Raw genomic sequence first — 25,620 nt, forward strand, 5'->3', positions numbered from 1 at the left:
TCTTTCGGGGCCGCGCCGATTCGAACCGCCGTTGCTCAGATGGCGTATTCGCTCCCGTCGGCCTTCAGCGCACGATCGATGACGCGGCGGGTGAGGTGCGGGGCGAACAGCTCGATGAAGTCGTAGGTGTAGCTGCGCAGCCAGGCATTTCGGCGTAGGCCCAGGTGGGTGACGCTGGAATCGAACAGATGCCCGGCGTCCAACATCCCGAGTCCGATGTCCAACGTGGGGTCGTAGGCCATGCGGGCGACGATCCCGATACCGAGCTCCATGCGTACATAGGTCTTGATGACGTCCGCGTCCAACGCGGTGAGCACCACTCTGGCCTCCAGTCCGTGGCTCTGAAAGGCGCGGTTGATCTGGTTGCGACCGGTGAAGGCCGAGTCGTAGGTCACGATCGGCCAGCGCGCGATCTCGTTCAGGCTGAGCGGAGCGGTATCGAGAACTGGATGTCCGAGCGGGGCGATGATGCAGTGATTCCACTCGTAGCAAGGCAGGCTCAGCAGCTCTGGATAGTCGGCGACCGATTCGGTGGCGATGACCAGATCCGCCCGCCCGGAGCGGACCAGCTCGCACACCTGCGGCGGATTGCCTTGCTGCAGCGAAAGACCGACCTGCGGATAGCGCTCGATGAAGGCGTGAACCACCTTCGGCAGTACGTAGCAGGCCTGGGTGTGGGTGGTGGCGATGGAGAGCTTGCCCACCGATTCGTTGCTGAACTCGGCCCCGACTTGGCGCAGATTGTCCAAATCGCCCAGCATGCGCGCGGCGATCGCCAGCACCTCGCGTCCGGGCTCGGTCACCTCGACCAGTCGCTTGCCCTGGCGGGCGAAGATTTCCACGCCCAGCTCGTCTTCCAGCTGACGTATCTGCTTGGAGACGCCGGGTTGTGAGGTGAAGAGCGCCTCGGCCGCCGCCGAAACGTTCAGGCCCTGGCGGACCACTTCGTTGATGTATCTGAGCTGCTGAAGGTTCATGCGGCGCATCCAGGTCATAACCTGCGGCTATATTACTCTGGCCGCTGAGGGCTTGCGCCTACGATGAACGCGTGAGCTCCACCTTCCATCTAGGGCGCGGGTCCGGTTCGCGCCGACCGGTTCATCCGGTCGTGACCCTGTTGCGGCCCGATGCCTTAGAGCGATAGAGCGCGTCGTCGGCCCGTTTGAGCAATTCCTCCAGCCTGACGTCCGAGCGCCCGTCGGTGCTGGATGTACCGAGACTGAGGGTGACGCCGAGATCCTGCGCTGGATCGCGACTGAGGGTGATGGGGAGTTCGGCGATGGCCCGGCGAAACTGTTCGGCCGTGTTTGCGGCGGCGTCCTCGGTGCAGGGATAGAGTACGAAGAGAAACTCCTCGCCGCCGTAACGTCCCAGGCTGTCGCTCGCGAGGGTGTGTGAGCGTAGCCGGCACGCGACCTCCCACAGCACCTGGTCGCCCGCCAGATGGCCGTGGCTGTCGTTGATGATTTTGAAGAAATCGATGTCGGCCAGGATGACGCTCAGCGGTTGTTCTTCGGTCCGAGCGCGCGCGAGTTGCTTGCCGAGATGCTCCAGGATGGTTCCCCTGTTCAGCAGACCGGTCAGGGCGTCGCGGGTTGCCTTGTGCAGGAGCGCCTCCATCGCCTGCTGTCGTAGCTGGATGGTGGTCAGGCGCTCGGTGAAATGGCTGCCGAAGATGCGGATGAATCGGGTATCCAGGTCATTGAAGGGGGTGCGTCGCGCGGCTACGGTCAGCAGGCCGAGGCACTGGCCGAGCCGCGCGAAGGGTAAGACCTGGATCTCGACGATGGTTTTTCCTTCGAGATGCTCCGGTGGCAGCGGGCCGTCGCGAATATCGGCAGGATCGATCTTTCTCGGTACCTGGGCGGCCAGATGGTGCGCATCCCAAGGGTGCAGTGTTGTCACCTCCGCGAGATGGGCTGCTCCACGAACGCCGTCGATGACTCTGAAGCCGTTCTCATGGGGGATCACCATGCGCCAGCAGGCGACGTTGGCGAAATATTTCCAATGGGCGGCGACCCGGTGCGAGATCTGCTGGATGTCTTCGGTTTGCTGAATGTCGTCGAGCAGTTTGAAGAGCGCCTCGTAGCGCACCAGCTGCTGTGTGGTTCGCTCTTGCCAATCCGATTTGGTTTCTGTATCCATGTTTCGTCTCCCTGGCGAGCACTCGGAGCGGGCGAGCGTCTTTTAGAGAATGGCCCGATAGTTTGGGTCCAGATCGATCTTGAGTGTGCTGGTGTAGATGTTGAACATGGACGCCAAATCGATCACGGCGATGATTTCGCAGATCTCCTCCTGACTGAAACCCTCGTCCATCAACGTCTCGAAGTCCGCGTCCTCGACCTGATTGGGGTCCGACACCACCTTGTTCGCGAACTCCACCACACGCTCGTAGTAGGGAGGCAGGGTGCAGTCGGTCTCGGCGTGGACGAAATTGGACAGGTCTTGGAATGCCAGCGTCTTGTCGAGGCCGAGCACGTTCTGGGCGTGGCAGGCCGAGCAATAACGGGCGCCATGCTTGGCGGATACGGCGAATACGATCATCTCTTTCAGCGGTAGCGGCAGACTGCCGCTAAAGAGGGTGCCCTTCGCCCTTTCCCAATAGGCGCGAGCCAGCGCGGAGCTGTGTCCCAGGCTTTTCATCCAGATCGGCACCGAGCTGTCTCCGCTCATGCGCATATAGTCGTCATAGACCGCCCGAGTCTCGGGCGATGCATCTTCGTATTCGGTGAGGATGTAACGTTGCATGTGCGGTTCTCGGTGTGGTCTGTTAGAACAGGGCCTTCGGCGGAAGCCTTGAGGCCAATGCCTGTATCCTGTATCCCGTGTCCCTGGTAGCGTCTGTCTTCTCTTCGAGTCGGAGGTTATACGAGCAGGGCTTTGTCGGTCACGAACGGTGCGAAAATGTAACGCTCTAGATTTGACTCGATTGCCGGAGCCTGAATCAAGCAATAGTCGTCGGGGCGATTGTCGGAAAGGGTCCTAAATAACTGATTGTAATTATTGTATTCGTGTTCATTCAAACCCCTGGGTTGTACGGGATGAGTTGCTGTTCGCTCGACACTCTACGTTGACATTTCGGGGGCAGGTGAGAATAACGTCACAAACAAAAAGTTTATTTGCGTTCCTTCTATACGGCTGCAACGGCGGGTTATCGGCTTGAACAAGTCGATTTCGCCTCCATTTAAATTGGCTGCTTAAGCTTGTGCCAGCAGCCAAAGATGATTCTGGCTTTGGCGTCGATTCATCCTCGACGGATAGAATGGGAGAGCGAGTCGCGCTAGCCATCTATCCACGCCGCTTGTCTCGATAACAAACTCTACTTGCCCTCTGTTTGATCGATGCCCCCTCGTTGTGTCGGACCTTGATGTCGGAATGAGCGTTCAATCCGGCCGTGTCGGCTCCATGCATCGATCAGGCATCCCGCCACAGCCTCCGCGCCAATGAGCCGCGTCGCGCGCGGGCAGCGGGGCGATCACGACTATTCGGAGACACCTATGGTTGTCGATACATCCTCACCCATCGATCTGTTCGAGCGCGAATCCTCGGCCTCTGATTCCGCTCGATCCAGTCGGCGTGTCGGTCGGCGCCCAAGACCATCGCCTTCCGGCGGCAGCGAGTCGCTCAAGGGGCTCGATTCGCTGCTGGAGCCGGGCCGCAATTGCTGGCGCCTGGAGGGGGCCGAGCGACTCTCCGTGCTGGTCGACGGCGAGGAGTATTACGGCGTCGTGCGCCAGGCCATGATCCAGGCCCGCCGACGCATCGCCATCGCCGGCTGGGATCTGCACAGCCAGCTGCGGCTGGTCCGCGACGGCTTCGACGATGGCCATCCGGTCCGGCTTGCCGAACTGCTGCGCCACTTGCTGGAGCGCACCCCGGAGTTGGAGGTCTTCGTCCTGCTTTGGGACTATGCCCCCATCTACGCCCTGGAGCGCGAGCCGCTCTTTCTGGGCGATCATCCCTGGGGCGACGATCATCCACGGCTGCATTTCGTCAAGGACGCCAGCCATCCGGTCGTCGCCAGTCAGCATCAGAAACTCGTCGCCATCGACGGGTGCATCGCCTTCTGTGGTGGCTTCGATTTGAGCAAGTGGCGCTGGGACACCAACGCACACCCGCCTGCGGACGAGCGTCGCGTCGATCCGGACGGCGATCCCTATCAGCCCTTCCACGACCTGCAAATGCTCGTCGACGGCCCGGCCGCGACCGCCATCATGGATCTCTTCCAGGATCGCTGGCGGTGGGCGACCGGCGAGACCCTGGAGCCCGTGTCCGCCTCGGATGATGCGCCGTCTCCTTGGCCTCAAGGCGTAGAACCCATGCTGCGAGATACGCAGGTGGGGATCGCCCGCACCTTGCCCGCCTACGGAGAGCGCCCCGAGTCGCGCGAGGTCGAGCAGCTCTATCTGGACATGATCGATCGGGCGCGGGACTGTATCTATATCGAGAACCAGTACCTTTCCTCCCGCTCCCTGGTCAAGGCGCTGTGCCGCTCGCTCAGACGCCGGAAGGGGCCGCAGGTGATCGTCATTTTGCCGCAGGGGACCGGCGCCTGGATCGAGCAGCACACCATGGATGTGCTGCGTGCGCGCATGCTGGCGCGCATGCGCAGGCTCGACCGGCACGGACGGCTCGGCGTCTACTATCCCGACGTCCAGGGGCTGGGCGACGGCTGCCTCATGGTCCACGCCAAGCTCATGATCGTCGACGACGCCGTGTTGCGGATCGGGTCCTCCAATCTGAGCAATCGATCCATGGGACTCGACAGCGAATGCGACCTCTGTGTCGTCGTCGACGACCATGAGGCGATCGCCGCCATTCGGTCATTGCGTCAGCGTTTGATCGGCATGTTCCTTTCGGTCGAGCCCGAGCGGGTCGATGAGGCCGAACGTCAGGCGCGCGAACAGGGCGGCGGGATTCTCCAGGCGCTCGAACGGTTGCGCGAGCAACAGTCGGCGCCGGACGCGGATCCTGCGATCCGGCTTGCGGTCCTCGACGGCGAGGTGGATCCCGAATGGAATCGCCAGCTCCCGGACGAGCGCATCCTGGATCCGGATCGGCCCATCGACGGCGATTTGGTCACCAAGGTCGTGGTCGGCGGAGAGGAGCACGCCCGGCATCTGCGCTGGCGGGTCATCCTCGGTGGCGTCCTGGTGGCGCTCTTCGTCGCGTTGGCGGCCAGCTGGCGCTGGACCGCGCTCGGAGACTGGCTGAGCCCGGATAGCCTGGCGAATCTGGTCCAGGGACTGAGTCATGCCGTCTGGGGGCCGCCGGTCGCCGTCGCCGCCTTCGTCACGGCCGCCGTGATCGCCGTTCCAGTGACCCTCTTGATCCTGGTGTCCGCCTTGGTCTTCGGGCCGGTAACCGGGTCCGTGGTCGCCCTGAGCGGTGCCACGCTCTCGGCCTATGCCGGCTATGGGATCGGCAGCTATCTCGGCCGCGCGGCCGTGGATCGCATGTCCGGCGGCGGGCTGGGCCGGCTGAGCCGCCGCCTCGCGCGCTACGGTATCCTGACCGTCATCACCGTGCGCATCGTTCCGGTGGCGCCCTTCGCCGTCATCAATCTCTTCGCCGGCGCCTCGCATCTGCGGGTGCGCGACTTCATGATCGGCACCGCGATCGGCATGACCCCGGCCATCCTGGCCATGGCGGTCTTCGCCGAGGGGCTCATGTCGCTGATCGGCAAGGCGGACCTGCGCGCCGTGGCGCTCGTCTTCGTGGGCGTGTTGGCGATCGCCGGCCTGACCTGGTATGGACGACGGATGCTCGCCAATGACGGATAAGCGTCGGCCCCTGACGGTGGCGACCTACAACATTCATCGCTCGATGGGGTCGGATCGCCGTATCGACGACGGGCGGATCCTGGATGTCATTCTGGACTTGGACGCCGATCTGGTCGCCTTGCAGGAGGTCGAGACGCCGCTCAAGCCAGGGCCGGACTACGTGCCACTGATGCAGCGTCTGAGGCACCAAGGCTACCGACCCCTGCTGGGGCCGACCCTGACCTCGGAGCGCTCGAACTACGGTAACGTGTTGCTGAGCCGACTGCCGGTCAAGATCCAGCGGCAGCGGAATCTAAGCTACCCCGAACGCGAGCCGCGCGGCCTCATCGAGGCGGTCATGGACATGAGCGCTGCGGATCCGGCCGCTGATGGGGTGTCGTCGGAACTCTGCTGTCTCGCGACCCATCTCGGACTGAGCGTCGCCGAGCGACGCTGCCAGCTCGCCCGGATCGCCGAGCGGCTCGGCCAACTCGCCAGGCGACCGAGCGGCATGCGTCCGACCATCCTGCTCGGGGACTTCAACGAATGGCGCCGACACCCGCGACGGCTTTCGGCCATCGATGCATGGCTCCAACCCGCCCCGATTCATCGCTCCTTTCCAGGCGTCTTTCCGCTTTTTCCGCTGGATCGCATCTGGTTCGCTGGTGGTCTGACGCTGGACGCGCTGGAGGTGATCCGCAGCCCGCTGACCCGTGTGGCCTCCGATCATTTGCCGTTGAGGGCGTCCTTCCTCTGGTGATCGGGCATCGATCGCCTGCCGACGTGGTGGGGCAGGGGGCAGAGCCGAGGCCATCGCAGTCCACATGCACGGTGTCGAGGCCCCGAAATTTTGGCGTGTGTCGCCGAAACGGCGGTTTGGCATGCTTGAAGACGTCTAATTCATCACAATTTGGTGATATTGTGTAAGCCTGTGTCGGCATCCAATGTATCCTTGGCGTTGATTCATCCTTCGAGCATGAGCGTACAATCCGGCCGCGCCCAGCCCAGGAGTCCATCAGGCGTTTCGCCATCTCTCCGCGCCAAGACGCCCTAGATCTTTAGCGTGCGTCGAGGCAATCAGGGCTATTCGGAGGCCCCGTGGTTGTCGATACATCCCCATCCTGCAACGTGCCCGGCGAGCGCATTCTCGACCCGGATCGGTCCATCAATGGCCAACTGGTCGTAAGGGTCGCGGGCGGCGGGCCAGAACGTGCGTGATATGCGCCCGTGCGCAGCATCAAGCTAGATAAAGTCGTATTTCTAAGAGGTTTCAACGGTGGCCAGTCAAGCAGCAGTACGTGAATCCATACAGGGCCAGCCCTTCAACGATGTGCTGAACGAGTTGCATGCACATACCTTCTCCGGCGCTCCCGGGGAGTCAGACCCCTTTACGCTGAGCGAGCTCGAACGCGAGTACATCGCCTATGCGCTGGGGCTCTACTATCAATGCGACCACTGCGTCCAGTACCACGGGCGTGTGGTCGAGCGGGTTCGCAAGAGTCTCGGCAACGATGTCTGGGCATGGCAAGACGAACTCTTGAAGGTGGTTCTCTTCCTGCGGACCAGTCGCGCCAACGTCTCGTCCAGGGAATGGGAGGGTTGGGTCGATGCTTGGCGTCGTTTCGCCGGGCGCCTGCATCATCATCAGGCGGGACTGGCCTGCAACATCGCCTATGCGGTCGGCATCGCCCGTGCCGACGAGCATCTGATGGACATCGCCTTCGAATCCCTGAGAACCTTCTATCAGGATGACGAGGTCCTGCTCGGTGTCATCCGCGATATCGATCGGGTCGTCGTTTTCATGAAGGCCGCGACATCGAAAAACCGCACCGACCCCATCGTGCGGCGTCAACTGGGCGGTCAAGGCATTCGTGTCTGACCCTCTCGGACTGACTCCACGGGGGTTGATGCAGGCGTTTACGCGCCCTTCCCCAACAACCCCCGCAAGGGCGAAATCCAGGGAGACGCGCGAGCCCGGTCAAACAGGGCTTGAGCGTCTTTCTGTTACGCATCTTCAGCGCACCGCTTGTACGCGCCCCTTGGCGCAGCTCGTTTGATCGGTCGATCTGGATGTCGGCGGCGCGGCCTGTATCAGCTTGCCGAGATCGGCCGGGACGGCGATGTCGCCCTTGAGATTGATCCAGAGTTCGGCGATGAGGTTGTCGCCTCCGACCTTGCTGCAACGGATGAGGACGCGTTCTCCGGCTCCTGTGCCGAAGGCGTTGTCGAATGCGGACTGGATCTGCTCGCGTGTCAGCGTTTGTCCCAGATGTTCGGCGAAGAGTTGCCGCACGCCGGAGGCGTTGAGCGCCTTCAGGGCGGCCATGGCCTCGGTGAAGTATTCATCGGGGTCGGTCCCCGCGTCCGGACCACTTTTGTCGCTTTCGTAGCAGGCGCCGTGTTTCGGCCATTCGTGCAGGTGCAGGCCGGATTGCACGCCTGGCATGGCGACCTTCAACTCGTTCATGACCTCGGGCGAGAGCCTGATCTGGGTATCGCGGTCCTGGCTGCCCGTGCAGCTCACCGGACCGCCTCGGCCGCAGTAGCAGGGAAAGATTGCGGTGTCGTCGAGGTCGTCGGGCCAGAGTCCGTGGAGTGCGAAATGGGTGGCGTCGAATCGATCGGGTGTCTGGGAACGGCATTCCTTCTTGTCGCGCCCCTTTGCTGTGGCGCAGAAGGTGGGCTGCCAGCTGGCGGCTAGGACGTATTCGATGCTGTCCGGGGCGAGGCTGCTGGCTCCGGTGCCTGGGGGCTGTGCGCCTGGCGCTTGGCCCTGATCCTGCGATATCACCAGGCTGTCTTTGGGGGCGTAGGTGCCGCAGCCCATGGGAACCCAGCGGGCTTGCGTGATCGGGGCATCCGGTATCTTGATTTGGTAATGGCTGCCAGGTGTGCTGTTGCGTCCGATCATATCGTATGCGTGCCGGACTTCGAGCCGGATGTTGCCGGGGTTGCCACCGTCCTTTTTCTGCGTCGCCTCGCAATTCGAGAGGGCGATGAAGTAACCCTCCAGGCGGACCTGTTGCGCGGCCGAGGGCATGGCGATGGCGAGGGTCAAAAGGGCGCAGGCGAATGCGATGGATCCTTTCATGGCGGACCTCCGTCCAGAGGAGTGTGCGTGGCGAAATCGGGTATCGATTTCGGGGTTTCGTCGCCCGGATACAGCATAGCGGAATCCGGGGAGTGCTCTTGCGGGGGCGGGGCGGCGGATTTGGCGGCGCTCCTGGGTTTCGCTGCGCTGCACCCAGGCTGCGGGGGGTATGCCCTGGCGTTATATTCAAAGCGATAACTATTCTTTTCGTTTGCTGATTGCGGTGGCTATCGTTGAGTCATGCACCGATCCGGTTTTGGGTCGGGCCGATGTTTCCGATCTCACGCCATTCAGGAGCGACCGCCATGTCTTCGAGCAAGATCGCCGCTTTTCCTCCGCATTCGACACTCATCATTCCGGGCTTTCAGGGGAGTGGTCCCGGTCATTGGCAGAGCTGGCTGGAGCGTCAGCTCCCGGATGCACGCCGGGTGTCCGGAATCGATTGGGGTGCGCCGGTGCTGGCGAATTGGGTGGACTCCATTCGGCTTGCGATTCAGTATGCGCCAAAGCCCGTGTGGCTGGTCGCGCATAGTTTCGGCTGCCTGGCGGCGGTGACTGCGGGCAATGCGTTGACCTCGCGGGTTGCGGGAGCCCTGCTGGTGGCTCCGGGCGATCCCGATCGCTTCTCGGCTCGGGGGCTGCGAGAATCGGAGACCAGTGGGGACAGTATTGAGTCCGATCTGCCTCGGGATCTGCTCGGTTTCCCGAGTCTGATCGTGGCAAGCGGAGACGATCCCTGGATGCGGCCGGCGAGAGTGGCCTATTGGGCCGACCGTTGGGGCAGCACCGTCGTGAATGCCGGAAAGGTTGGGCATTTGAACGAGGCGTCGGGGTTCGGACCCTGGCCCGAGGGGCTCGCCTTGCTCAAGTCCTTTCAGGAGTCGCAGTCGCGGGGTCTCGGTGCCCCCGTGCATATCCAGCCGGCTGCCGCATCGCGTGGAGGCGCGGGCCTTGAGCCGAGGCGGACCGCCTGATGCGTGTGTGCGGTGCGACGCTGGCGGCCCCTGTTTGCGGCAGCCGGTGACATTTTTAGAGGAGATCTCATGTCCAAGTGGTTTGCAGACAATGCCCAGTCCATCGGCCGCACCCCGTTGGTCGCGCTGAATCGGGTGACGGATGGCGCGTCGGCGCGGGTGCTGGCCAAGATCGAGGGGCGTAATCCGGCCTATTCGGTCAAGTGCCGGGTCGGCGCCTCCATGGTGTGGGATGCCGAGCGTCGCGGGTTGCTCGGCCCTGGCAAGGAATTGGTCGAGCCGACCAGCGGCAACACCGGCATCGCGCTGGCCTTTGTCGCCGCCGCCAAGGGGATTCCGCTGACCCTGACCATGCCGGAGACCATGAGTCTGGAGCGGCGCAAGCTACTCGCGGCCTATGGTGCGCGGCTGGTGCTGACCGAAGGGGCCAAGGGCATGGGCGGTGCGATCGCCAAGGCGGAAGAGATTGCGGCCTCGGACCCGGATCGCTATCTGTTGCTCCAGCAGTTCAAGAATCCAGCCAACCCGGCGATCCATGAGGCCACGACCGGCCCGGAGATTTGGGACGACACCGACGGCGAGGTCGATATCTTCGTTTCGGGCGTCGGCACCGGCGGCACCATCACCGGGGTGACGCGCTATCTGAAGCAGGGGCGGGGCAAGCCGATCCTCTCGGTTGCGGTCGAGCCGGCGGCCAGTCCGGTGCTGACCCAATTCCGAGCCGGCGACCCGCTCAAGCCCGGCCCTCACCAGATTCAGGGCATCGGCGCAGGTTTCGTACCGGAAGTGCTGGATCTTGGGCTGGTCGATCTGATCGAGACGATCGAGAACGCCGATGCGATCCAATACGCGCTGCGTCTGGCGCGGGAGGAGGGCATCCTCTCCGGTATTTCCAGCGGCGCGGCGGTTGCGGCGGCGGTGCGTCTGGCGCAACGCGAGGAGCATGCGGGCAAGACCATCGTGGTGGTGTTGCCGGATTCGGGCGAACGCTATCTGAGTTCGGTGCTGTTCGAGGAGTTGTTCGACGAGAACGGAGTGGCTCGATAGGACGTCGTCCGAAGCCATGCTTGACGTCGATAGGCTGTAATGAACGGTCCGTCGGCGTCGCTCCACGCCCCTCCGTCCAGTTCTAGGATCCGCTCCAGCTGCCGTGCTTCTCGACGACCATGCTGTCGACCAGTCGCATGACCTCAAGGCTGGCGGCCTCCGTTTGCTTCATGGCCTCCAAGATGGCCGTTTGCACCTCGATATCGCTTTCCCATGCCTCGTCTAGGCGTGGCAGCATCTGGTGGACATGGTCGTGCACCTGGGCGTGCGGGCGCTCCAGTGCCGCGTAGCTTCGTGTCAGGCCGAAATCCTCTCGACCCGCCGAGTCGTACCATTGTCCGAGGCGGCACTGGTGATGATCGACCCGAATCGCGTCGCGGTAGCCGGAGCCATCGTCCTGGTCGGCCGCGTTGATGGCCATATAGGCACGCTGCTTGAAGATGACGTGATCGACCTTGACCAGCGAGCCGAAGCCCATGTCGCGCGAGCGCGTGGCGTGCTTCTGGGTCTCGCGGGCCGAGACGGCGAAATGGGCGAAACGCCCCTCCATCTCCCCGATCACTTCGCTCGAACTGCTCGCCATGTCGCGCATGGCGAGCGAGTCCTCTTGCATGCGTTCGGTGGCAATGGCGAAGCTTCCCATGATCTGCCCGATGGATTCGGAGGCGCTCTTGGTGTTTTCGGCCAGCTTGCGCACCTCATCGGCGACCACCGCGAATCCACGTCCCGCCTCGCCCGCGCGCGAGGCCTCAATGGCGGCATTGAGCGCGAGCAGGTTGGTCTGGTTGGCGATAGCGGTGATCAGCTGCACGGCTGAGGTGATTTCCTGACTGCGGGCGCTGAGTTCTGCCACTGCGTCGGCGACGTAATTGATGCGGGCGGTGATCTCGTTGAGATAGACGACGACCTGGCTGACGGTGCTCTGGCTGTCCTCGGCATCGACCGCCGTCGCGGTCGCGAGTTCGAGGACGGATTGCATCTCGGTGTTGACCCGCATGAGGTCTTTTTGGCTGGAGGCTAGATTGTCGAGGAGGTTGCTGCTGTTGAGCTGTTGAATCTGGGTGTGGAGGCGGTTGCGCATCTTCTCGCGCTGAACCTCGGCGATGCCGTCGAGCAGTCGGTTGTGGCTTTCCAGACCCTCCTTGAAGGTACCGTGCAGTCCGGTGGGGAACGCCTTGCGATAGAGGTTTCCGGCAACGTGTTGACTGAAGGCCGTGGCCTCGTCGCGGAAGAAGGTCTCCAACTGGTCGAGCATGTCGTTGACGTTCCAGCACAGCAGGCCGATTTCATCGGCGTTCCGAATGTCGGTGATGCGACCCTCGAAGCGGCCTGCGGCAATGTCTGTGGTCAGCCGGTCCAACTGGGCGATGGGGGCGAGCCAGCTTCGGATCGCTCTCTGTCCGGCGAGGGCGATGCCGATCGCCAATATCGGGAATAGCGCCAGCGCCCAGTCCGCCCCGGTGCGCCACCAGGCGTAGAGGGCACCCGCGAGCGTTACGCCGGCGAGGGACCAAAGCAGGGCGACGAACTTAGATTGCAAGGACCAATTCGTCATAGCTCATGCCCTTTTCGGTCAAGAGATCGGAGAGGATTTTGCTGGAGGCGTCGATCGCCAGTTTGGGACCGGCTTGGCGCTCGGCATCGAGCATGGTGCGGTAGAGTTCGGTAACGGTGGCGAGGGCCGCCGCCTTGGGTTTGCGCCGTACCGAGAAATAGCCGTCGATGGTGCCGTTGGGGGACAGGCTCGGGGTGATGTTGGCGAAGACCCAGTAAAAGCTCCCGTCTTTCGCCATGTTCTTCACGTAGGCGTTGCATTCGCGTTTCGCCTGGATGGTGTCCCAGAGCAGTTTGAAGACCGCCCTCGGCATATCGGGGTGACGGATGATGTTGTGCTGGGACCCGATCAGTTCTGACTCGGTATAGCCGGAGAACTCGATGAAGATGCGATTGCCGTAGGTGATACGTCCGGTGGGGTCCGTTTTGGAGACGATGAAGTCGTCGTCCCTCATGACCTTTTCCACCGAGGTGGGCGTGATCTTTCGTTTCATGTCAGCGAAGCGTCGGCGCGCCCCCGTCCGTCGATGGAGACGGTTGCGGTGGTGTGTGGAATTGAACGCCTACAGGGCGTTCGCTGCGAGTCCTGTCGGCCTGTGCCGCAAACGACCGGGCTTGTACGTCGGTCCATCATGAGGGTGCGGCTGGCGGTCTGTCCGGGGAGCATCTGCTCGATCCTGAGCCTCGATCGGATGACTTCTGAGTGGGGCGTGGGACGGAGCGAAATGATATTCATCAATTAGAACCGGTCTTTTTGGTCATGCTACGCTGTGCCACCTTGGGAGACAAGCCGCGCCATCACGATCTGTGAGGCGCGTGTCAAGACCCGTCGCAACACCTTGAATCGGTATGAATTAAGAACGACGGGCTTCATGGAATCATTGAGGAGGAGCAAGGTCCGCCATGTCGATCGATCCCCGTGTTCGAGCGCGCTTTCTGCGCGCGCGCTGGTCCGTGTACGCCATTCTCGTTCTGGCCTACATGATGGTCTTCTTCCACCGCATGGCGCCAGGCGTGGTCGCTGCGGACCTGATGGCGGCCTTCGGCACCAGTGGGGCCGCGCTCGGCTCCCTCGCCGCCATGTATTACTACGTCTACACGGCGATGCAGATTCCCTCTGGGGTGCTGGCGGATACGCTGGGTTCACGGATCGTCGTCGCCCTCGGCTGTCTCGTGGCGGGAGGCGGTTCGATCCTGTTCGGCGTCGCCGCGAGCTTCGAGACGGCCTCGCTCGGTCGGCTGTTGGTCGGGTTGGGGGTCTCTGTGGTCTTCGTCGGGCTGATGCGCTCCAACACCCAGTGGTTCAGCGAGCGCTACTATGGCGTGATCAGCGGTCTGACGCTTCTGCTCGGCAACGTCGGCTCCATCCTTGCCGCTGGACCGCTCGCCTTGGTGCTGGGGGCCGTTTCCTGGCGGGTCGTCTTCGTCGGGATCGGGGTGCTCTCGATCCTGATCGGCGTGCTGACGGCGCTGATCGTGCGCAGTCGGCCGGAGGACGCGGGCCTGCCTTCGGCGCGCGAGATGGAGGGGCTTGAGCCCCATCCGTCGCGCCATCGTCACTGGCTGCACGACCTGCGTGGCGTCTTCATGACGCCCGCAGTCTGGCCGAGCTTCTTCGTCATGTTCGGCGTGACCGGAAGCCTCTTCGCCTTCGCCGGCCTCTGGGGCGTCCCCTTGATGCGGGACGGCTTTGGACTGGATCGCGCTCAGGCCTCCGTCTACACCACCGTCGCCCTGGCCGGATTCGCGATCGGCTGCATGGTCATGGGCAGCCTTTCCGATCATCTCGGGCGGCGCAAGCCCGTGATCCTCGCAACCTGCGTGCTCTCGCTCGCTATCTGGATGGCGCTCATCCTGCTGCCCTGGGGGCCAGGTTGGAGCGGTTTGCTGCTCTATGGCGCCCTGGGCCTGACCGCAGGCGGATTCGTCGTCGGCTATGCGGCCGCCAAGGAAGTGGTCTCACCAGGGGTCGCCGGCATGGCCATCGCACTGGTCAACACCGGACTCTTCCTCGGCGCCGCCATCATGCAGCCCGCCTTCGGTTGGGTCATGGACCTCACCTGGGACGGCACCCTGACCGAAGGTGTCAGACATTACTCGATGGACGACTACCGCAACGGACTCTGGCTGTCCGCCGCCTTTGCGCTTCTCGCGCTCATCGCTGCCGCCTTCGTCCATGAAACGAAATGCCGCAACATCACCGTCGCCCACACCCCGTAGCACGGATGGAGCGATAGGAATCCGGGGATGCCTTACTGGGACCAGGCCAATACCTCGCCTTGGCCGCCGTGGCCGAGGTCGCCGAGCCAGCGTTGGACGCGGGTGCCGCGTTCGCCGATCTGGTCGAAGGGCGGTGGGAGGGATTTGGCGAGCAGGGTCAGGACGCTGAGATCCTGCGGTCCGTTGTCGTTGAAGGTCGGCGGCAATTCGGGCGCGGAGGTCAGCAGTATCGTGCCGCGTCGCATGGCGAGTCCGACATCGGCTCCTGTCCGGCCGAGGACGAGGATGGTGCCGGCGCCCATGCGCGAGCCGCAGTAGTCTCCGGCGTCGCCCGCGATCAGGATGATGCCGCGTCGCTGGCGGTCGCCGACGCGGTCGCCGGCATTGCCCTGCACCTCGATCCGACCGCCGCGCAGTCCGCGCCGTTCGCCTGGGATGGCGGCGCCGAGGAAGTCGTCGGCGTTTCCGCCGATGCGGAGTCGTCCGCCCGTCATGCCGGTTCCGGCGAAGAGGCCCGCGTCGCCCTCGACCTGGATCTCGCCGCCGCGCATCCCGCGTCCGAGATAGGCCCCGGCTCGTCCCTGGATGCGGATGCTGCCCCGGGTCATACCGCTGCCGATGCCGTCGAGCCGATCGCTCTCGGACTCGATGCGGATGTGATCGCTGTCGTGCCCATGGATGATGAATAGCTCGCCGGCGGGCATCTGGCGATTGCCGACCCACAGCGGGAGCGCCTGAATATCGGCTAGGGAATTCCCCGCGAGCGCGTCCGGTGTGAATCCGGAAAGATCGACGCGTTGTCGCGGGCATTCCCGCAGGCGCAGTGTGAGCGCGCTCATGCCATCAGCTCCCGCAGGTGGAAATGGTATTGCCCCAGCTTGCCGCCGTAGTTGCCGGCCGAGATGCGCAGCACGCCGGAGTCCGCGCCGAGCGTGCAGACCGCCTCGATTCCGGTCCGGGTCGCCTGGCGAACGTCGCTCTCGGTGAGACCGTTGATGACGATCTCCAGCACCGCCCCGACCTCCGGTCCCAGCTGGGAGGCGGGCGAGAGACCTCGTAGGGTGGGACAGAAGGCGTCGTTGGTCGAGGCCATGAGCGCCTTGTATTTGGAGCCGACCTTGGATCCCGAGCGCGCGATGCCGCCGGGGAAGGGCAACAGGACGTTGGGCAGGGCGCGGATCGCCGCGACCGCCCGCTCGCAGGCGGCGAGCGCCTGGAGCTGAGTGCGTGCCAGTACCAGGAAATTGCCGCCGCCGACGGCGCCGACACGGGCCGTCAGCTCCTCGCACAGGAACTCGCCGTCCATCACGGGCACCCGCCAGTAGCGGCGCCCGTCGATCTGCTTGGAGATCTGGTAGCCGTCCCCGAAGAAGCGCAGGTTCTTGCCCAGCGGCACCGGTTTCTCGCTGGCGATGCCGGAGAAGATGGCCGTGGTCGGGCAGGTGAGGACGCACTGTCCTACCCGGCGCTCGACCTGTTTCTCCAGCTCCTTGCCCGACATGGCGAACAGCAGCACGCTGATGCCGGGACGCCCGTCGGGCGTTTGCTCGGGCGCCATCTCGGCCTCGATGCCGGCCTCGGCGCCGCAGGCGATGACCGAGGTCGCAAAGCCGGTCATGGTCTCGGCGGCGATCCGCGCCCAGCGGTGGTCGATCGCGGTGATGACGAGCCGCGTGGCGTTCATGCCGAATGCCTCGGCGAAGGTGTCCTCGATCTCGATGCCGTTGCGGATCATGTGACGCTCCTCGGTCGGCAGGGGTGGACCTCGACCGGGCTGCCGATGCCCTCGGCCATCTCCGCGTCGGAGATGCCGAAATTGGCCAGACGCACCGTATGGTGGCGGTCGAACCAGTCGCCGATGCGTCGCTCGATGGCGCGGTCGTACTCGGGCCGCACCACCTGGGTGGTTCCCCGCACCGGCCGGGTGATGCGGCCCTCCTCGACCACGACCTCGCCGTCCTTGAAGACGAGCATGGGGCTGGAGAAGATCCGCTCGGCATCGTCCGAGGGGCGGTAGACGCAGATGTCGGCGCGGGCGCCCGATCCCAGATGGCCGCGATCGGCGAGCCCCAGGATCCGTGCCGGTGCGGCCCGGGTCATGATGGCGATCTCGTAGAGGCTGTATTCGCGTTCCAGCGAGCCGAGCTGGCTCATGGCGGCGGCGTCCGGGTTGATCCGCGCGAGCTGATCGTTGCGGAAGCTGCGGTCCATCAGCAGCCGGATGAGATGCGGGTAGCTGGTGAAGGGCGCACCGTTGGGGTGGTCCGTGGTGAGGAAGACCCGCCAGGGATACTCGACCATGAGGAACAGCTCCAGCCCGATCGCCCATTGCAGGGCATTGACGAAGTTCTTGTCCTTGTAGCGAAAGGGTATGACTCCGCACCCGGCCTCGCACTCGATGTCCATGCAGGTCCATTTGCGCGGATGGGCGTGATGATGGTTGGCATACTGATGCATGCTGTCGCCCGAGATGGTCGCCGTCTGACCGAACATCACCTGTCCGACATCGATGGTGACGTTTTTCAGCCGATTTACGGCTTCGGCGATCTCGGCCGCCGCCGACGAGAAATGCCGATCCCCCTCGGTGCCGTAGGCGTGGAACTGGATGTGGGTCAGATGAATGGGAAAGCCTTCGGCGGCGGCCATGGTCGCGAGGGTCGCGGTCCGATTGCCGGGGACGCCCAGGTTGGATGCGTGGACGTGGAGCGGGTGCGGCACGCCCAGCTCGGCGACCGCGCGGCTCAGGGTGCGGATGATGTCGCGCGGCTTGAGCGGGTAGTGCGGGTGCTGCTCGTCGACGTCCAGCGTGCGGGCGTTGAACTTGAAGGCGTTGATCCCGCCCGGGTTGACCACCTTGATGCCGATGCACTGGGTGGCGTGCAGGGTCCAGGCGACATAGTCGTTGATGGTCTCCTGGCTCGCCCCCTCGCTCATGAGTTGCAGCAGCAGGTCGTCGTTGCCGAGCATGGCGTAGCCGCCGGTGTCGACCATCGGCGTGTCGGCCATCTCCATGTGCGACTGACGCGCGTTGATCGGCAGGATCGCGGGCTCGAAGCAGCAGGTATAGCCCATCTCCGCGTAACGGTAGCCGGCGGCGAGGGTCGAGGGTGCGGCATGGCCGCCGCCCGAGCGGGTCGAGGCGGTCCGGCTGCGTCGATGGGCGCGCTGGTCCTCCGGCAGCATGGCGCGGGCGATGTTGACCTTGCCGCCGCCGATATGGGTGTGCATGTCGATCGCGCCCGCCATGACCAGCTTGCCGTCCAGATCGAAGGTCTGTCCGGGCGTCTCGCCGGGCGGTGGGTGGTGCAGGATGCGGCCGTCGTGGATGTAGAGATCGCGGACCTCGCCGTCGATCCCGTTCGCGGGATCGTACAGTCGGCCGCCGACGAGCTTGGTCAGCACGGTGTCTCCTCCTGTGCGGTCTGCGCGAGGCGCTGGCCCAGCTGGGTGAGGATCTGGGCGACCGAGGGCAGTCCGAGATCCCGGATCTGTCCCAGCGGCAGCGGACAGGCGGCGTCGCTGCGATACCAGTGCCCCGGATGATCGATGCCCGGGACCCCGACCGGAATGAAGACCTCGGGCGGACGTTCGATAAGCAGTCCAGGGTGTCCCAGTACCAGTGTTGGATAGTCCGTCGATGGTGGGTCGCCGCCTCCCGGAATTGCGGCGATCCACAGCAGCAGGTCGCATTCGTTGCGGGCCAGGATGTCTTGGTGGCGGTTCAACATGGGGTCGTAGCGCGGACCCTGTTGTTGGAAATCGGTGCGAAGCGGATAGCCGCTCTGCCAGGTGCAGACCTGATTGACCGTGATGTCGCCGAGCGTGCCGGCCAATGGCAGCGCGGCGGCTCGGGTGGTTTGGTTGAGGTCGCGCACCAGTTCGCTCAGTGTCTGGACGGTCAGCTCGGCGTGCGGGAAATCCAGCTCGGCGGCAGACCAGACGAACAGGGCATAGCGGGCCGACTTGAGCTGCTCCGCCAGCGTCAGGAGCGTCTCGGCGTTCACGTCTGGGATGGCGTCGGCGCGCACCGGGCGTCCGGCGACGAGCCCGCGCAGCAGCCCGGCGAGTGCGCCGATCTGTCGGTTCTCGATCTGAATCACATTCTGAATGCAGCCCCGCAGTTCGGCCGGAACCGCTTGGCTTTCATAGGGGCCGATGAGGACGAAACGCCGCTCGCTCGTCTCCGTGAAAAGCGCCTCGGGCGGGCTTAGGACGCGCTCGATCAGTCTGGGGAAGCGTTCGTGCCATTGTGATCCGATCAGCACGACCAGATCGGCGCGATTGCGTGCCTCGGTCAGGGTCGTGGTCATCCAGCCGCTGTCCTGCTGCACCAATTGGTTGCGGAAGAGGGCGTCGCTGTTGACGTGATCCAGCAGTGCGCCGCACTGGTCGGCCAGGCTCAGTGCGGCGCGCATCCCGTTCACGTCGGTTGCGAGGCCGCCGAAGAGCGGTGCGCGTGCCTCGCGGAGTCGGCTGACGCACCGCTCCAGTGCCTCTTCGAGCGCGACAGGTCGCCCTGCGATCATGGGCGGTCGCGTTTCGGCCGCCATGAGTTGGGTGAAGGCATTGCGCGCGGTCTCGCAGCCGTTTCGAATGTCGATCGGGCCGTTCGAGTCCTGATGCTCCAGTTGCAGATCGTCACACGCGAGCCCACAAAAGGGGCAGGTGAGATGGTCCGTGCTGGCGGTGAGCTCGGTCTTCCACATGATGCTTCTGAGCGTCTCCCTGGAATGGACGTGGGAGTGAAGCCGCCGCGCGAGCGACGGGCGATTTCCGGCCGTGTTGCAACGCAGACATCATGCCATTTAGCCGATGGTTTCGCTGGCTTGATGCGCACCGTTGGCGCGCGCCGGTCAGGGCTGCCGGCTGGTCGCTCGGTGTGTCCAGCGGCATGCCTTCGAGTGACACTCTGAGTCAGCAGGGACACAGGCACGGCCGATCGTCATGTCCGCCGGGATCGCGAGCCTGTTTGCGATGGGCAGGGCATGTGATTTGCTTAGAGCGGATCAACGTCGATTTCGACAAGGGGGTAGTGGATGAATCATCGCTTCACGACGCGTTATCCGAATCATACGGTCGATGTGGAGGCGCCGGCTCGGCTTCATTTGGGATTCCTCGACCTCAACGGCGGTTTGGGGCGCCGCTTCGGCAGTCTGGGGCTGACCATCGAGGGGGTGGCGACCAGGTTGCGAGCCGAGAGTGCCGACGATTTCAGCGCCGAGGGGCCAGAGTCGGAGCGGGCGCTGGCATTCGCCCGAGCCTATGCGGCTCGACTCGGTCTTTCGGGAGGCGTGCGTCTGCATTTGCACGAAACGATTCCGGGGCATGCCGGCCTGGGGTCCGGGACGCAACTGGCGCTTGCGGTCGGAACGGCCATGGCGCGTCTCTACGAGGCCCATTCGGACAGCCGTGCGATTGCCGGTATGTTGGATCGTGGGCGGCGCTCCGGGATCGGTATCGGCGCCTTCGAGGATGGCGGATTCATCGTGGATTGCGGGCGTGATGAGCGTGCGTCGGACGAGGTTCCTCCGCTCGCCTTGCGCCTGACCTTCCCCGAGGACTGGCGTATCCTGCTGCTGTTCGACCAACGGGGACAGGGAATGCATGGCGAGCGGGAGGTGCGCGCGTTCGCCGAGCTGCCCGAGTTTCCCGAGGCGTCGGCCGGCCAACTGTGCCGGATCCTGCTGATGCAGGTCGTGCCCGGTCTGCTCGAAGGACGTTTGGACCCGGTGGCCGAGGGAATCGGTGTCATCCAGCGCACCGTCGGCGAGCATTTTGCGCCGGCCCAGGGCGGCCGCTTCGCCTCGCCGGCGGTGTCCGCAGCGCTCGACTGGGCGACCGGTCGGGGCTTCCCCGGGGTGGGCCAGAGTTCATGGGGGCCGACCGGATTCGTGCTGGCCGAGGATGGCGAACAGGCGCGCTGGCTGGAGCAGGGGCTCAAGCGGCGTTTCGGCGATCTGTCGCCACTGCGCTACCGTATCGTGACCGGGCGCAATCTCGGCGCCCGAGTGAACCGGATCGAGGCACCGATCAAACTTCGCCAAGAGAGCTGACCGATTCCATGGAAAAGCCCCTCATTCTGCACATGTTCACGGCGGCCAAGAACCTGAGCCCCTTCGACGTCAACATGGCCTGCGATGCCGGCTGGACGGTTTGCGTGCCCTATCTTCAGGTCGCGTTGGGCGAGGTTTCGGGACTGGTTCAGGACGCCATCTTCTCGCGCGGTCCCAAGGGCGTGAAACGCACCGGGATCTTCCTCGGCGGACGCGACATCCATCTGGCCAATGAGATGCTGGATGCAGCGCGGGGCGCCATGGTGCCGCCGTTCGAGGTCTCGGTCTTCGCCGATCCCAGCGGGGCCTTTACCACGGCGGCGGCCATGGTCGCCTGCGTCGAATCCGAGCTGCGCAAGCTGAGCGCCGAGGGGCTCGCCGGTCGCCGGATCCTGGTCTTCGGCGGAACCGGACCTGTGGGGACGGCCGCCGGCATGCTGGCCGCGAAGGCGGGCGCGGACGCGGCGATCGTCAGTCATCTGGGCCTGGGCAAGGCCGAGGAGGTGGTCCATGAGGTTGCGGATCGCTATGGGGTGACCCTGGGTGCCGAGGACGGCAGCAGCCCGGATCGTGTCGCTGCCCTGATGGCCGGGGCCGATGCCGTCTTCAACGCCGCCGCCGCTGGCGTTCAGGTGCTGAATGCCGATCAGCTCGCGGCCGGAACGCGGCTCAAGGTCGCCTGCGACGTCAATGCGGTTCCTCCGGAGGGGATCGAAGGGGTTGGTGTGATGGATCGAGGCGTGCCCATTGACGGCTCCCACAGCGGTGCGCTGGGGATCGGAGCGCTCGCGGTCGGCAACGTCAAGTATCAGGTGCAGCAGGCCCTGCTGCGCCAGATGCACGAGGCCGGATTCCCGCAATATCTGGGGCTCGACGCCGCCTTCGAGATGGCCCGCCGGCATGTCGACTGAGCGATCCGAATTGCTGATTGTCGCCAACTCAGGACGCGCGCTCGCCGAATCGGCCGTTCGCGCCGGATACCGGGTGCGGCTGATCGACGCCTTCGCCGATGAGGACAGCCGCGCCTGCGCCGAATGCATCCAGGTCCCCATGAAGGGCCATGGCTTGGACGCCGATGCCGTTCGGTGCGAGCTGGAGCGGATCCTCTCCCAGGCATCGGGGCGGCCGGATCTGATCTATGGTGCCGGATTGGAGCCCTCGGCGGATCTCCTCGAATGGCTGGAATCGCGGGTGACCGTGCTCGGGAACGATTCCAGCGTGCTGCGTCTGCTGGCCGATCCGATCGCCTGGTTCGCGCGGCTCGACCGTCTCGGCATCCCCTACCCGGAGGTCCGTTTCGATCCGCCGGAGCAGGACACGGGCTGGCTGCTCAAGGAGCCCGCAAGCAGCGGTGGTCTCGGGGTTCGGTGCTGGCGCTCCGGTCTGTCGCGGCCGCAAGGGGCGCACTATTTTCAGCGCCTTCTGGACGGCGCGCCCATGTCCTTTCTCTTCATCGCCGATGGGAAGCGCGCGATCCCGATCGGTTACAGCCGGCTGTCGAATGCAGCCGATGCCATGGATGGCCCGTTCTTCTATGCGGGGGCCAGAAGCCTCGATGCGGCCGAGGCCGCTCGGTGCCGGGTGATCGAGACCTATGCGCGGGCGCTGGTCGCCGATCTGGGTCTGCGTGGCATCAATGGCATGGATTTCATCCTGCATGGGGGGCGGGTCCAGCTGCTGGAGCTCAATCCCCGTCCCACGGCGACCCTGGCGCTCCATCCCTGCCCCTTGGCCGAGGGCTGGGTCGCATGTCAGGTTCAAGCCTGTCAGGGTCTGTTGCCGGATCCCGCTCTTCATGCGGCGTCCCGTGCGACCGCCCACCGCATTCTCTATGCCGAGCGCGATTTCTCGGTTCCGGCCGGACTCCATTGGCCCGATTGGGTCCGGGATCGGCCCTGGCCCGGAACCTGGATTCCGCGCGGCGCGCCCCTGTGCAGCCTGTACGCAGAGGCGACCGACATGGATGCGTTGGAGAGGCTGCTCGCCGAGCGCGCTCGTCTGGTCGTCTCGTTCCTTACGGACAGGTCGACCCTTTCGATGTCTACCGAGGTGATTTCATGATCGAGCGCCGCCCGAGCCTCAACGCTCTCGTTTCCCCATTGGTCGACGCACTGGTCGCCGATGCCGATTGGCTGCGCCTGGAGGTGCGGCGTCTGGAGAACGGCGCCCAGCTCATCGATGCGGGCATCTCGGCGCTCGGTGGCCTGGAGGCCGGGCGGCGGATCTCCGAGATCTGTCTCGGAGGTCTGAGTCGGGTGAGGCTGAGCGGTAGCGGTCCGGTTCCCGGTTGGCCGTCCAACGTCGAGGTGAGCGCCGCCGATCCGGTGCTGGCCTGTCTGGGCAGCCAGTACGCGGGATGGAGCCTGACGCACGGTGAGGGCAAGGGCGCCTTTCATGCGCTCGGATCCGGACCCGGCCGGGCGCTCGCAGGCAAGGAGCCGCTCTTCGCCGAACTCCGATATCGCGACCGGTCCGAGCGGGCCTGTCTGGTCCTGGAGGTCGACAAGGAGCCGCCGCTTCCGCTGGTCGACAAGATTGCGAGCGAGTGTGGGGTCGATCCGTCGGCCCTGACCCTCATCCTCACTCCGACCAGCAGCCTCGTCGGAACCGTTCAGATCGTCTCACGGGTGCTGGAGGTGGCGCTGCACAAGACGCACGAACTGGGGTTCGACCTGGATCGGATCCACGACGGGATGGGCAGCGCGCCGCTGCCGCCGCCCTCGCCCGATTTCGTCACCGCCATGGGGCGGACCAACGACGCCATCCTCTTCGGCGGGCAGGTGCATCTTTTCCTGGGTGGGCGAGACGACGTCATCGAGGAATTGGCCGAGCGTCTGCCCAGCAGTGCCTCGCGCGACTACGGACGGCCGTTCGCCGAGGTCTTCAAGGCGTATGACTACGACTTCTTTCAGGTCGATCCGCTGCTCTTCAGTCCGGCTCGGATTCTGCTGACTGCCGTGGAGAGCGGGCGGACCTTTGCGGCGGGCCGGATCGACCTCGATCTGCTCGCGGCCTCATTTGGGATCGCTCCATGATCCAGCCGACCCGGCGTATCGCCATCTTCACCGACGATCCGGGCTGGCACGGCGCGCGTCTGCGCCAGGCGTTTGCCGCGCATGGCTGGGACAGTCGCTATGTCTCGCTGCAGGCGTGCCGCTTCGATCTGATGGCCGATGGCGCCGGACTGGTCATTCCCGGGTTCGATGGTTTGCCGGATGGCGCCTTCGTGCGCGGCGTTCCGGGCGGCACGCTGGAGCAGGTCACCTTCCATCTGGACGTGCTGCATGCCCTGAGCCGGCTCGGCATCCTGGTCTATAACGAGGCCCGCGCCATCGAGCGCAGCGTCGACAAATGCATGACCAGCTTTCTGCTGCGCACCGCCGGCATCCCGACCCCGCCGACCTGGTGCGCCCGCGACCCGGACTGGATCGCCGAACTGGTCGAGCGCGAACTGGCCGCCGGTCACCAGCTGGTCCACAAACCGCTCTTCGGCTCGCAGGGCGAGGGGCTGACACGGGTGCGCGAGCGCGGCGATCTTCCCGCGCCGGATGCGTGCAACGGCATCCATTATCTTCAGCGCTTCATTCCGACCGGCGATGAGGGTGCGCACGACTGGCGCGTCTTCGTCGTCGGCGGACAGGCGCTGGCGGCCATGCGCCGTTCGAGTCGCGACTGGATCACCAACGTCGCCCAGGGCGCGAGCTGTCACCCGGCGGTGCTGGATGCCGAGCTGCGCACCCTGGCCGAGTCTGCCTCGGCTGCGCTCGGGATGGCCTATACCGGTGTCGATATCCTGCGCGATCGCGAGGGGCGAGCCTGGGTCATCGAGGTCAACGGGGTGCCCGCGTGGAAGGGGCTGCAGCAGGTGTGCGGGCTCGACCTGGCCGAGGTGCTGGTGTCGGACATGCTGCGTCGTATCCACGAAAACCGCGTCATGGAGGCCGTGTCATGACGCTGTTCCATCGGCGCGATCCGATCTCGGACGGCGGGACGCCGGTGCGTCGCGTCCAGCTGATGCGTCTCTATCGACAGGCGTGTCTGCTGGAGCTGGAGGCGCTCAAGCCTGGTAACGTCCATCGCTACGCCTCGGGTCACGGGATGTGCGTCGAGGACTTCGTCCATAGCGTCGAGGCGAGCGTCGCACCCTTGACCGAGTCGGGGGTCGGACTCGGCGCGCGCATCCATGGCGCCGTGGCTGCGACCCGCGAGGCCGTTGGCTGCAACACCAACCTCGGTATCCTGCTGCTGTGCGCCCCGTTGGTCCAGGCGGCGCTCGATCCGTGCCCGACGCGCGGTCTGCGCGACCGGCTCGCCGAGATTCTGCGAACGGCCGGTGCCGAGGATACGGATTGGCTGTTCCGGGCCATCCGGCTGGCGGCACCGGGTGGGCTGGGCACGGCGCCGAGGCACGATGTGCATGACGGCGCGGGCGCGCCCTTGGTCGAGGTCATGGCCAGCGCCGCCTCCTGGGACCGCATCGCCCGTCAGTACGCCACCGATTACGCCGACCTCTTCGAGGTCGCACTGCCGCTGTCGGTCGATCTCGACGGACGCTGGCTGGATCAGGCCTGGTCGACCGCCGTGCTCTATCTGGAATTGCTCGCCCGCTGGCCGGACTCGCACATTGCGCGTAAGCAGGGGGCCGAGACGGCAGATGAGGTGCGCGAGCGCGCCGCCGTCCTGCTCGATGAGGTGCGTCGGGCGGAGCATCCTCGGATGCGGCGGGCCGAGCTGCTTGCGTTCGATCGGGAGCTCAAGGATGCCGGCATCAATCCTGGCACCTCGGCGGATCTCACGGTCGCAACCCGTTTGCTGCGCGGGTTGGAAACCGCTGCCTCAGCGTTCGAGCCCACGGCGGCATCTCGCCGTCTTTCCGATGTCCCGGCGGGCGGTTGCGCCACCGGGATCTGTTCTTGAAT

The 25,620-nt window shown here is 64.8% G+C and carries 22 protein-coding genes; 12 read left to right on the forward strand and 10 right to left on the reverse strand.

Annotation, left to right across the window (positions count from 1 at the left end):
- Window positions 1-35: 35 nt before the first annotated feature.
- From ACFSJC_RS19575 to ACFSJC_RS19585, 3 genes are all read right to left on the reverse strand, one after another.
- The gene (locus ACFSJC_RS19575; RefSeq protein WP_386028938.1) at window positions 36-977 is read right to left on the reverse strand and encodes a CysB family HTH-type transcriptional regulator; all 942 of its coding nucleotides are present in this window, start codon (window positions 975-977) and stop codon (window positions 36-38) included.
- 121 nt (window positions 978-1,098) lie between these two features.
- Window positions 1,099-2,145 carry a GGDEF domain-containing protein gene (locus ACFSJC_RS19580; RefSeq protein ID WP_386028940.1) on the reverse strand — a complete coding sequence of 349 codons (1,047 nt, stop codon included), beginning with the start codon at window positions 2,143-2,145 and terminating at the stop codon, window positions 1,099-1,101.
- Between the two features lie 42 nt (window positions 2,146-2,187).
- Complete coding sequence (locus tag ACFSJC_RS19585; protein ID WP_386028942.1) at window positions 2,188-2,748, reverse strand: carboxymuconolactone decarboxylase family protein; 561 nt, start codon at window positions 2,746-2,748, stop codon at window positions 2,188-2,190.
- Between the two features lie 749 nt (window positions 2,749-3,497).
- Between ACFSJC_RS19585 and ACFSJC_RS19590 the strand changes: the two genes are divergently transcribed.
- The 3 genes from ACFSJC_RS19590 to ACFSJC_RS19600 all read left to right on the forward strand — a co-directional run bounded on the left by ACFSJC_RS19590 (window position 3,498) and on the right by ACFSJC_RS19600 (window position 7,641).
- Window positions 3,498-5,783, forward strand: a complete 2,286-nt coding sequence (locus ACFSJC_RS19590) for a VTT domain-containing protein (protein ID WP_386028944.1) — start codon at window positions 3,498-3,500, stop codon at window positions 5,781-5,783.
- Complete coding sequence (locus ACFSJC_RS19595; protein WP_386028946.1) at window positions 5,773-6,522, forward strand: endonuclease/exonuclease/phosphatase family protein; 750 nt, start codon at window positions 5,773-5,775, stop codon at window positions 6,520-6,522. The genes ACFSJC_RS19590 and ACFSJC_RS19595 overlap by 11 nt, the downstream gene beginning before the upstream one ends.
- 516 nt (window positions 6,523-7,038) lie before the next feature.
- A complete protein-coding gene (locus tag ACFSJC_RS19600) occupies window positions 7,039-7,641 on the forward strand; it encodes a hypothetical protein (RefSeq protein WP_386028948.1) in 603 nt (200 codons plus the stop codon).
- Between the two features lie 135 nt (window positions 7,642-7,776).
- Here ACFSJC_RS19600 and ACFSJC_RS19605 read toward each other — a convergent pair whose 3' ends face one another.
- Window positions 7,777-8,853 carry a ribonuclease T2 family protein gene (locus ACFSJC_RS19605; RefSeq protein WP_386028950.1) on the reverse strand — a complete coding sequence of 359 codons (1,077 nt, stop codon included), beginning with the start codon at window positions 8,851-8,853 and terminating at the stop codon, window positions 7,777-7,779.
- Window positions 8,854-9,158: 305 nt separating this feature from the next.
- On the opposite strand from ACFSJC_RS19605, the gene ACFSJC_RS19610 reads away from it, so the two are divergent.
- Together ACFSJC_RS19610 and cysK are read left to right on the forward strand one after the other, a co-directional pair.
- A complete protein-coding gene (locus tag ACFSJC_RS19610) occupies window positions 9,159-9,827 on the forward strand; it encodes an RBBP9/YdeN family alpha/beta hydrolase (RefSeq protein WP_386028952.1) in 669 nt (222 codons plus the stop codon).
- Between the two features lie 69 nt (window positions 9,828-9,896).
- On the forward strand, window positions 9,897-10,874 hold the full coding sequence (gene cysK, locus ACFSJC_RS19615) for a cysteine synthase A (protein ID WP_386028954.1): 978 nt from the start codon (window positions 9,897-9,899) through the stop codon (window positions 10,872-10,874).
- 82 nt (window positions 10,875-10,956) lie between these two features.
- On the opposite strand, the gene ACFSJC_RS19620 is transcribed toward cysK, so the two are convergent.
- The gene (locus ACFSJC_RS19620; protein WP_386028956.1) at window positions 10,957-12,414 is read right to left on the reverse strand and encodes a methyl-accepting chemotaxis protein; all 1,458 of its coding nucleotides are present in this window, start codon (window positions 12,412-12,414) and stop codon (window positions 10,957-10,959) included.
- Window positions 12,404-12,922, reverse strand: a complete 519-nt coding sequence (locus ACFSJC_RS19625) for a PAS domain-containing protein (protein WP_386028958.1) — start codon at window positions 12,920-12,922, stop codon at window positions 12,404-12,406. Before ACFSJC_RS19625 ends, ACFSJC_RS19620 begins: the two co-directional genes overlap by 11 nt.
- A 409-nt stretch (window positions 12,923-13,331) precedes the next feature.
- On the opposite strand from ACFSJC_RS19625, the gene ACFSJC_RS19630 reads away from it, so the two are divergent.
- Window positions 13,332-14,648: an MFS transporter gene (locus ACFSJC_RS19630; protein ID WP_386028960.1), complete on the forward strand. Its 1,317-nt coding sequence runs from the start codon at window positions 13,332-13,334 to the stop codon at window positions 14,646-14,648.
- Between the two features lie 32 nt (window positions 14,649-14,680).
- On the opposite strand, the gene ACFSJC_RS19635 is transcribed toward ACFSJC_RS19630, so the two are convergent.
- Genes ACFSJC_RS19635 through ACFSJC_RS19650 form a run of 4 tightly spaced genes read right to left on the reverse strand, consistent with a single transcriptional unit; the run spans window position 14,681 to window position 19,354 of the window.
- On the reverse strand, window positions 14,681-15,487 hold the full coding sequence (locus tag ACFSJC_RS19635) for a formylmethanofuran dehydrogenase subunit C (protein WP_386028962.1): 807 nt from the start codon (window positions 15,485-15,487) through the stop codon (window positions 14,681-14,683).
- Complete coding sequence (gene fhcD / locus ACFSJC_RS19640) at window positions 15,484-16,383, reverse strand: formylmethanofuran--tetrahydromethanopterin N-formyltransferase (RefSeq protein ID WP_386028964.1); 900 nt, start codon at window positions 16,381-16,383, stop codon at window positions 15,484-15,486. Before fhcD ends, ACFSJC_RS19635 begins: the two co-directional genes overlap by 4 nt.
- Window positions 16,380-18,050, reverse strand: coding sequence for a formylmethanofuran dehydrogenase subunit A (locus tag ACFSJC_RS19645; RefSeq protein ID WP_386028966.1), 1,671 nt, complete (start codon window positions 18,048-18,050; stop codon window positions 16,380-16,382). Before ACFSJC_RS19645 ends, fhcD begins: the two co-directional genes overlap by 4 nt.
- Complete coding sequence (locus ACFSJC_RS19650) at window positions 18,044-19,354, reverse strand: formylmethanofuran dehydrogenase subunit B (RefSeq protein WP_386028968.1); 1,311 nt, start codon at window positions 19,352-19,354, stop codon at window positions 18,044-18,046. Before ACFSJC_RS19650 ends, ACFSJC_RS19645 begins: the two co-directional genes overlap by 7 nt.
- A 330-nt stretch (window positions 19,355-19,684) precedes the next feature.
- Between ACFSJC_RS19650 and ACFSJC_RS19655 the strand changes: the two genes are divergently transcribed.
- From ACFSJC_RS19655 to ACFSJC_RS19680, 6 genes are read left to right on the forward strand one after another with little or no spacing between them, the layout of a single operon-like run.
- Window positions 19,685-20,701, forward strand: coding sequence for a beta-ribofuranosylaminobenzene 5'-phosphate synthase family protein (locus ACFSJC_RS19655; RefSeq protein ID WP_386028970.1), 1,017 nt, complete (start codon window positions 19,685-19,687; stop codon window positions 20,699-20,701).
- A gap of 8 nt (window positions 20,702-20,709) precedes the next feature.
- Window positions 20,710-21,612 (forward strand): NAD(P)-dependent methylenetetrahydromethanopterin dehydrogenase, encoded by a 903-nt coding sequence (locus ACFSJC_RS19660; RefSeq protein WP_386028972.1) that lies wholly within the window; start codon window positions 20,710-20,712, stop codon window positions 21,610-21,612.
- On the forward strand, window positions 21,602-22,762 hold the full coding sequence (locus tag ACFSJC_RS19665) for an ATP-grasp domain-containing protein (protein ID WP_386028974.1): 1,161 nt from the start codon (window positions 21,602-21,604) through the stop codon (window positions 22,760-22,762). The genes ACFSJC_RS19660 and ACFSJC_RS19665 overlap by 11 nt, the downstream gene beginning before the upstream one ends.
- Window positions 22,759-23,736 carry a methenyltetrahydromethanopterin cyclohydrolase gene (gene mch / locus ACFSJC_RS19670; RefSeq protein ID WP_386028976.1) on the forward strand — a complete coding sequence of 326 codons (978 nt, stop codon included), beginning with the start codon at window positions 22,759-22,761 and terminating at the stop codon, window positions 23,734-23,736. The genes ACFSJC_RS19665 and mch overlap by 4 nt, the downstream gene beginning before the upstream one ends.
- A complete protein-coding gene (locus ACFSJC_RS19675; protein WP_386028978.1) occupies window positions 23,733-24,653 on the forward strand; it encodes an ATP-grasp domain-containing protein in 921 nt (306 codons plus the stop codon). The genes mch and ACFSJC_RS19675 overlap by 4 nt, the downstream gene beginning before the upstream one ends.
- Window positions 24,650-25,618 (forward strand): triphosphoribosyl-dephospho-CoA synthase, encoded by a 969-nt coding sequence (locus ACFSJC_RS19680; RefSeq protein ID WP_386028980.1) that lies wholly within the window; start codon window positions 24,650-24,652, stop codon window positions 25,616-25,618. Before ACFSJC_RS19675 ends, ACFSJC_RS19680 begins: the two co-directional genes overlap by 4 nt.
- Window positions 25,619-25,620 lie beyond the last annotated feature (2 nt).

It is taken from the genome of Thiorhodococcus fuscus, from assembly GCF_042682685.1.
GTDB classification, from domain to species: domain Bacteria; phylum Pseudomonadota; class Gammaproteobacteria; order Chromatiales; family Chromatiaceae; genus Imhoffiella; species Imhoffiella fuscus.

What these genes read in the sequence shown, in the direction of transcription:
- cysK (WP_386028954.1), top strand. Translation starts at nt 9,897, where the DNA reads ATGTCCAAGTGGTTTGCAGACAATGCCCAGTCCATCGGCCGCACCCCG.
- fhcD (WP_386028964.1), bottom strand. Translation starts at nt 16,383, where the DNA reads ATGATCCGCAACGGCATCGAGATCGAGGACACCTTCGCCGAGGCATTC.
- ACFSJC_RS19680 (WP_386028980.1), top strand. Translation starts at nt 24,650, where the DNA reads ATGACGCTGTTCCATCGGCGCGATCCGATCTCGGACGGCGGGACGCCG.
- ACFSJC_RS19655 (WP_386028970.1), top strand. Translation starts at nt 19,685, where the DNA reads ATGAATCATCGCTTCACGACGCGTTATCCGAATCATACGGTCGATGTG.
- ACFSJC_RS19625 (WP_386028958.1), bottom strand. Translation starts at nt 12,922, where the DNA reads ATGAAACGAAAGATCACGCCCACCTCGGTGGAAAAGGTCATGAGGGAC.
- ACFSJC_RS19630 (WP_386028960.1), top strand. Translation starts at nt 13,332, where the DNA reads ATGTCGATCGATCCCCGTGTTCGAGCGCGCTTTCTGCGCGCGCGCTGG.
- ACFSJC_RS19605 (WP_386028950.1), bottom strand. Translation starts at nt 8,853, where the DNA reads ATGAAAGGATCCATCGCATTCGCCTGCGCCCTTTTGACCCTCGCCATC.
- ACFSJC_RS19585 (WP_386028942.1), bottom strand. Translation starts at nt 2,748, where the DNA reads ATGCAACGTTACATCCTCACCGAATACGAAGATGCATCGCCCGAGACT.
- mch (WP_386028976.1), top strand. Translation starts at nt 22,759, where the DNA reads ATGATCGAGCGCCGCCCGAGCCTCAACGCTCTCGTTTCCCCATTGGTC.
- ACFSJC_RS19595 (WP_386028946.1), top strand. Translation starts at nt 5,773, where the DNA reads ATGACGGATAAGCGTCGGCCCCTGACGGTGGCGACCTACAACATTCAT.
- ACFSJC_RS19665 (WP_386028974.1), top strand. Translation starts at nt 21,602, where the DNA reads ATGTCGACTGAGCGATCCGAATTGCTGATTGTCGCCAACTCAGGACGC.
- ACFSJC_RS19660 (WP_386028972.1), top strand. Translation starts at nt 20,710, where the DNA reads ATGGAAAAGCCCCTCATTCTGCACATGTTCACGGCGGCCAAGAACCTG.
- ACFSJC_RS19635 (WP_386028962.1), bottom strand. Translation starts at nt 15,487, where the DNA reads ATGAGCGCGCTCACACTGCGCCTGCGGGAATGCCCGCGACAACGCGTC.
- ACFSJC_RS19650 (WP_386028968.1), bottom strand. Translation starts at nt 19,354, where the DNA reads ATGTGGAAGACCGAGCTCACCGCCAGCACGGACCATCTCACCTGCCCC.
- ACFSJC_RS19590 (WP_386028944.1), top strand. Translation starts at nt 3,498, where the DNA reads ATGGTTGTCGATACATCCTCACCCATCGATCTGTTCGAGCGCGAATCC.
- ACFSJC_RS19580 (WP_386028940.1), bottom strand. Translation starts at nt 2,145, where the DNA reads ATGGATACAGAAACCAAATCGGATTGGCAAGAGCGAACCACACAGCAG.
- ACFSJC_RS19675 (WP_386028978.1), top strand. Translation starts at nt 23,733, where the DNA reads ATGATCCAGCCGACCCGGCGTATCGCCATCTTCACCGACGATCCGGGC.
- ACFSJC_RS19575 (WP_386028938.1), bottom strand. Translation starts at nt 977, where the DNA reads ATGAACCTTCAGCAGCTCAGATACATCAACGAAGTGGTCCGCCAGGGC.
- ACFSJC_RS19610 (WP_386028952.1), top strand. Translation starts at nt 9,159, where the DNA reads ATGTCTTCGAGCAAGATCGCCGCTTTTCCTCCGCATTCGACACTCATC.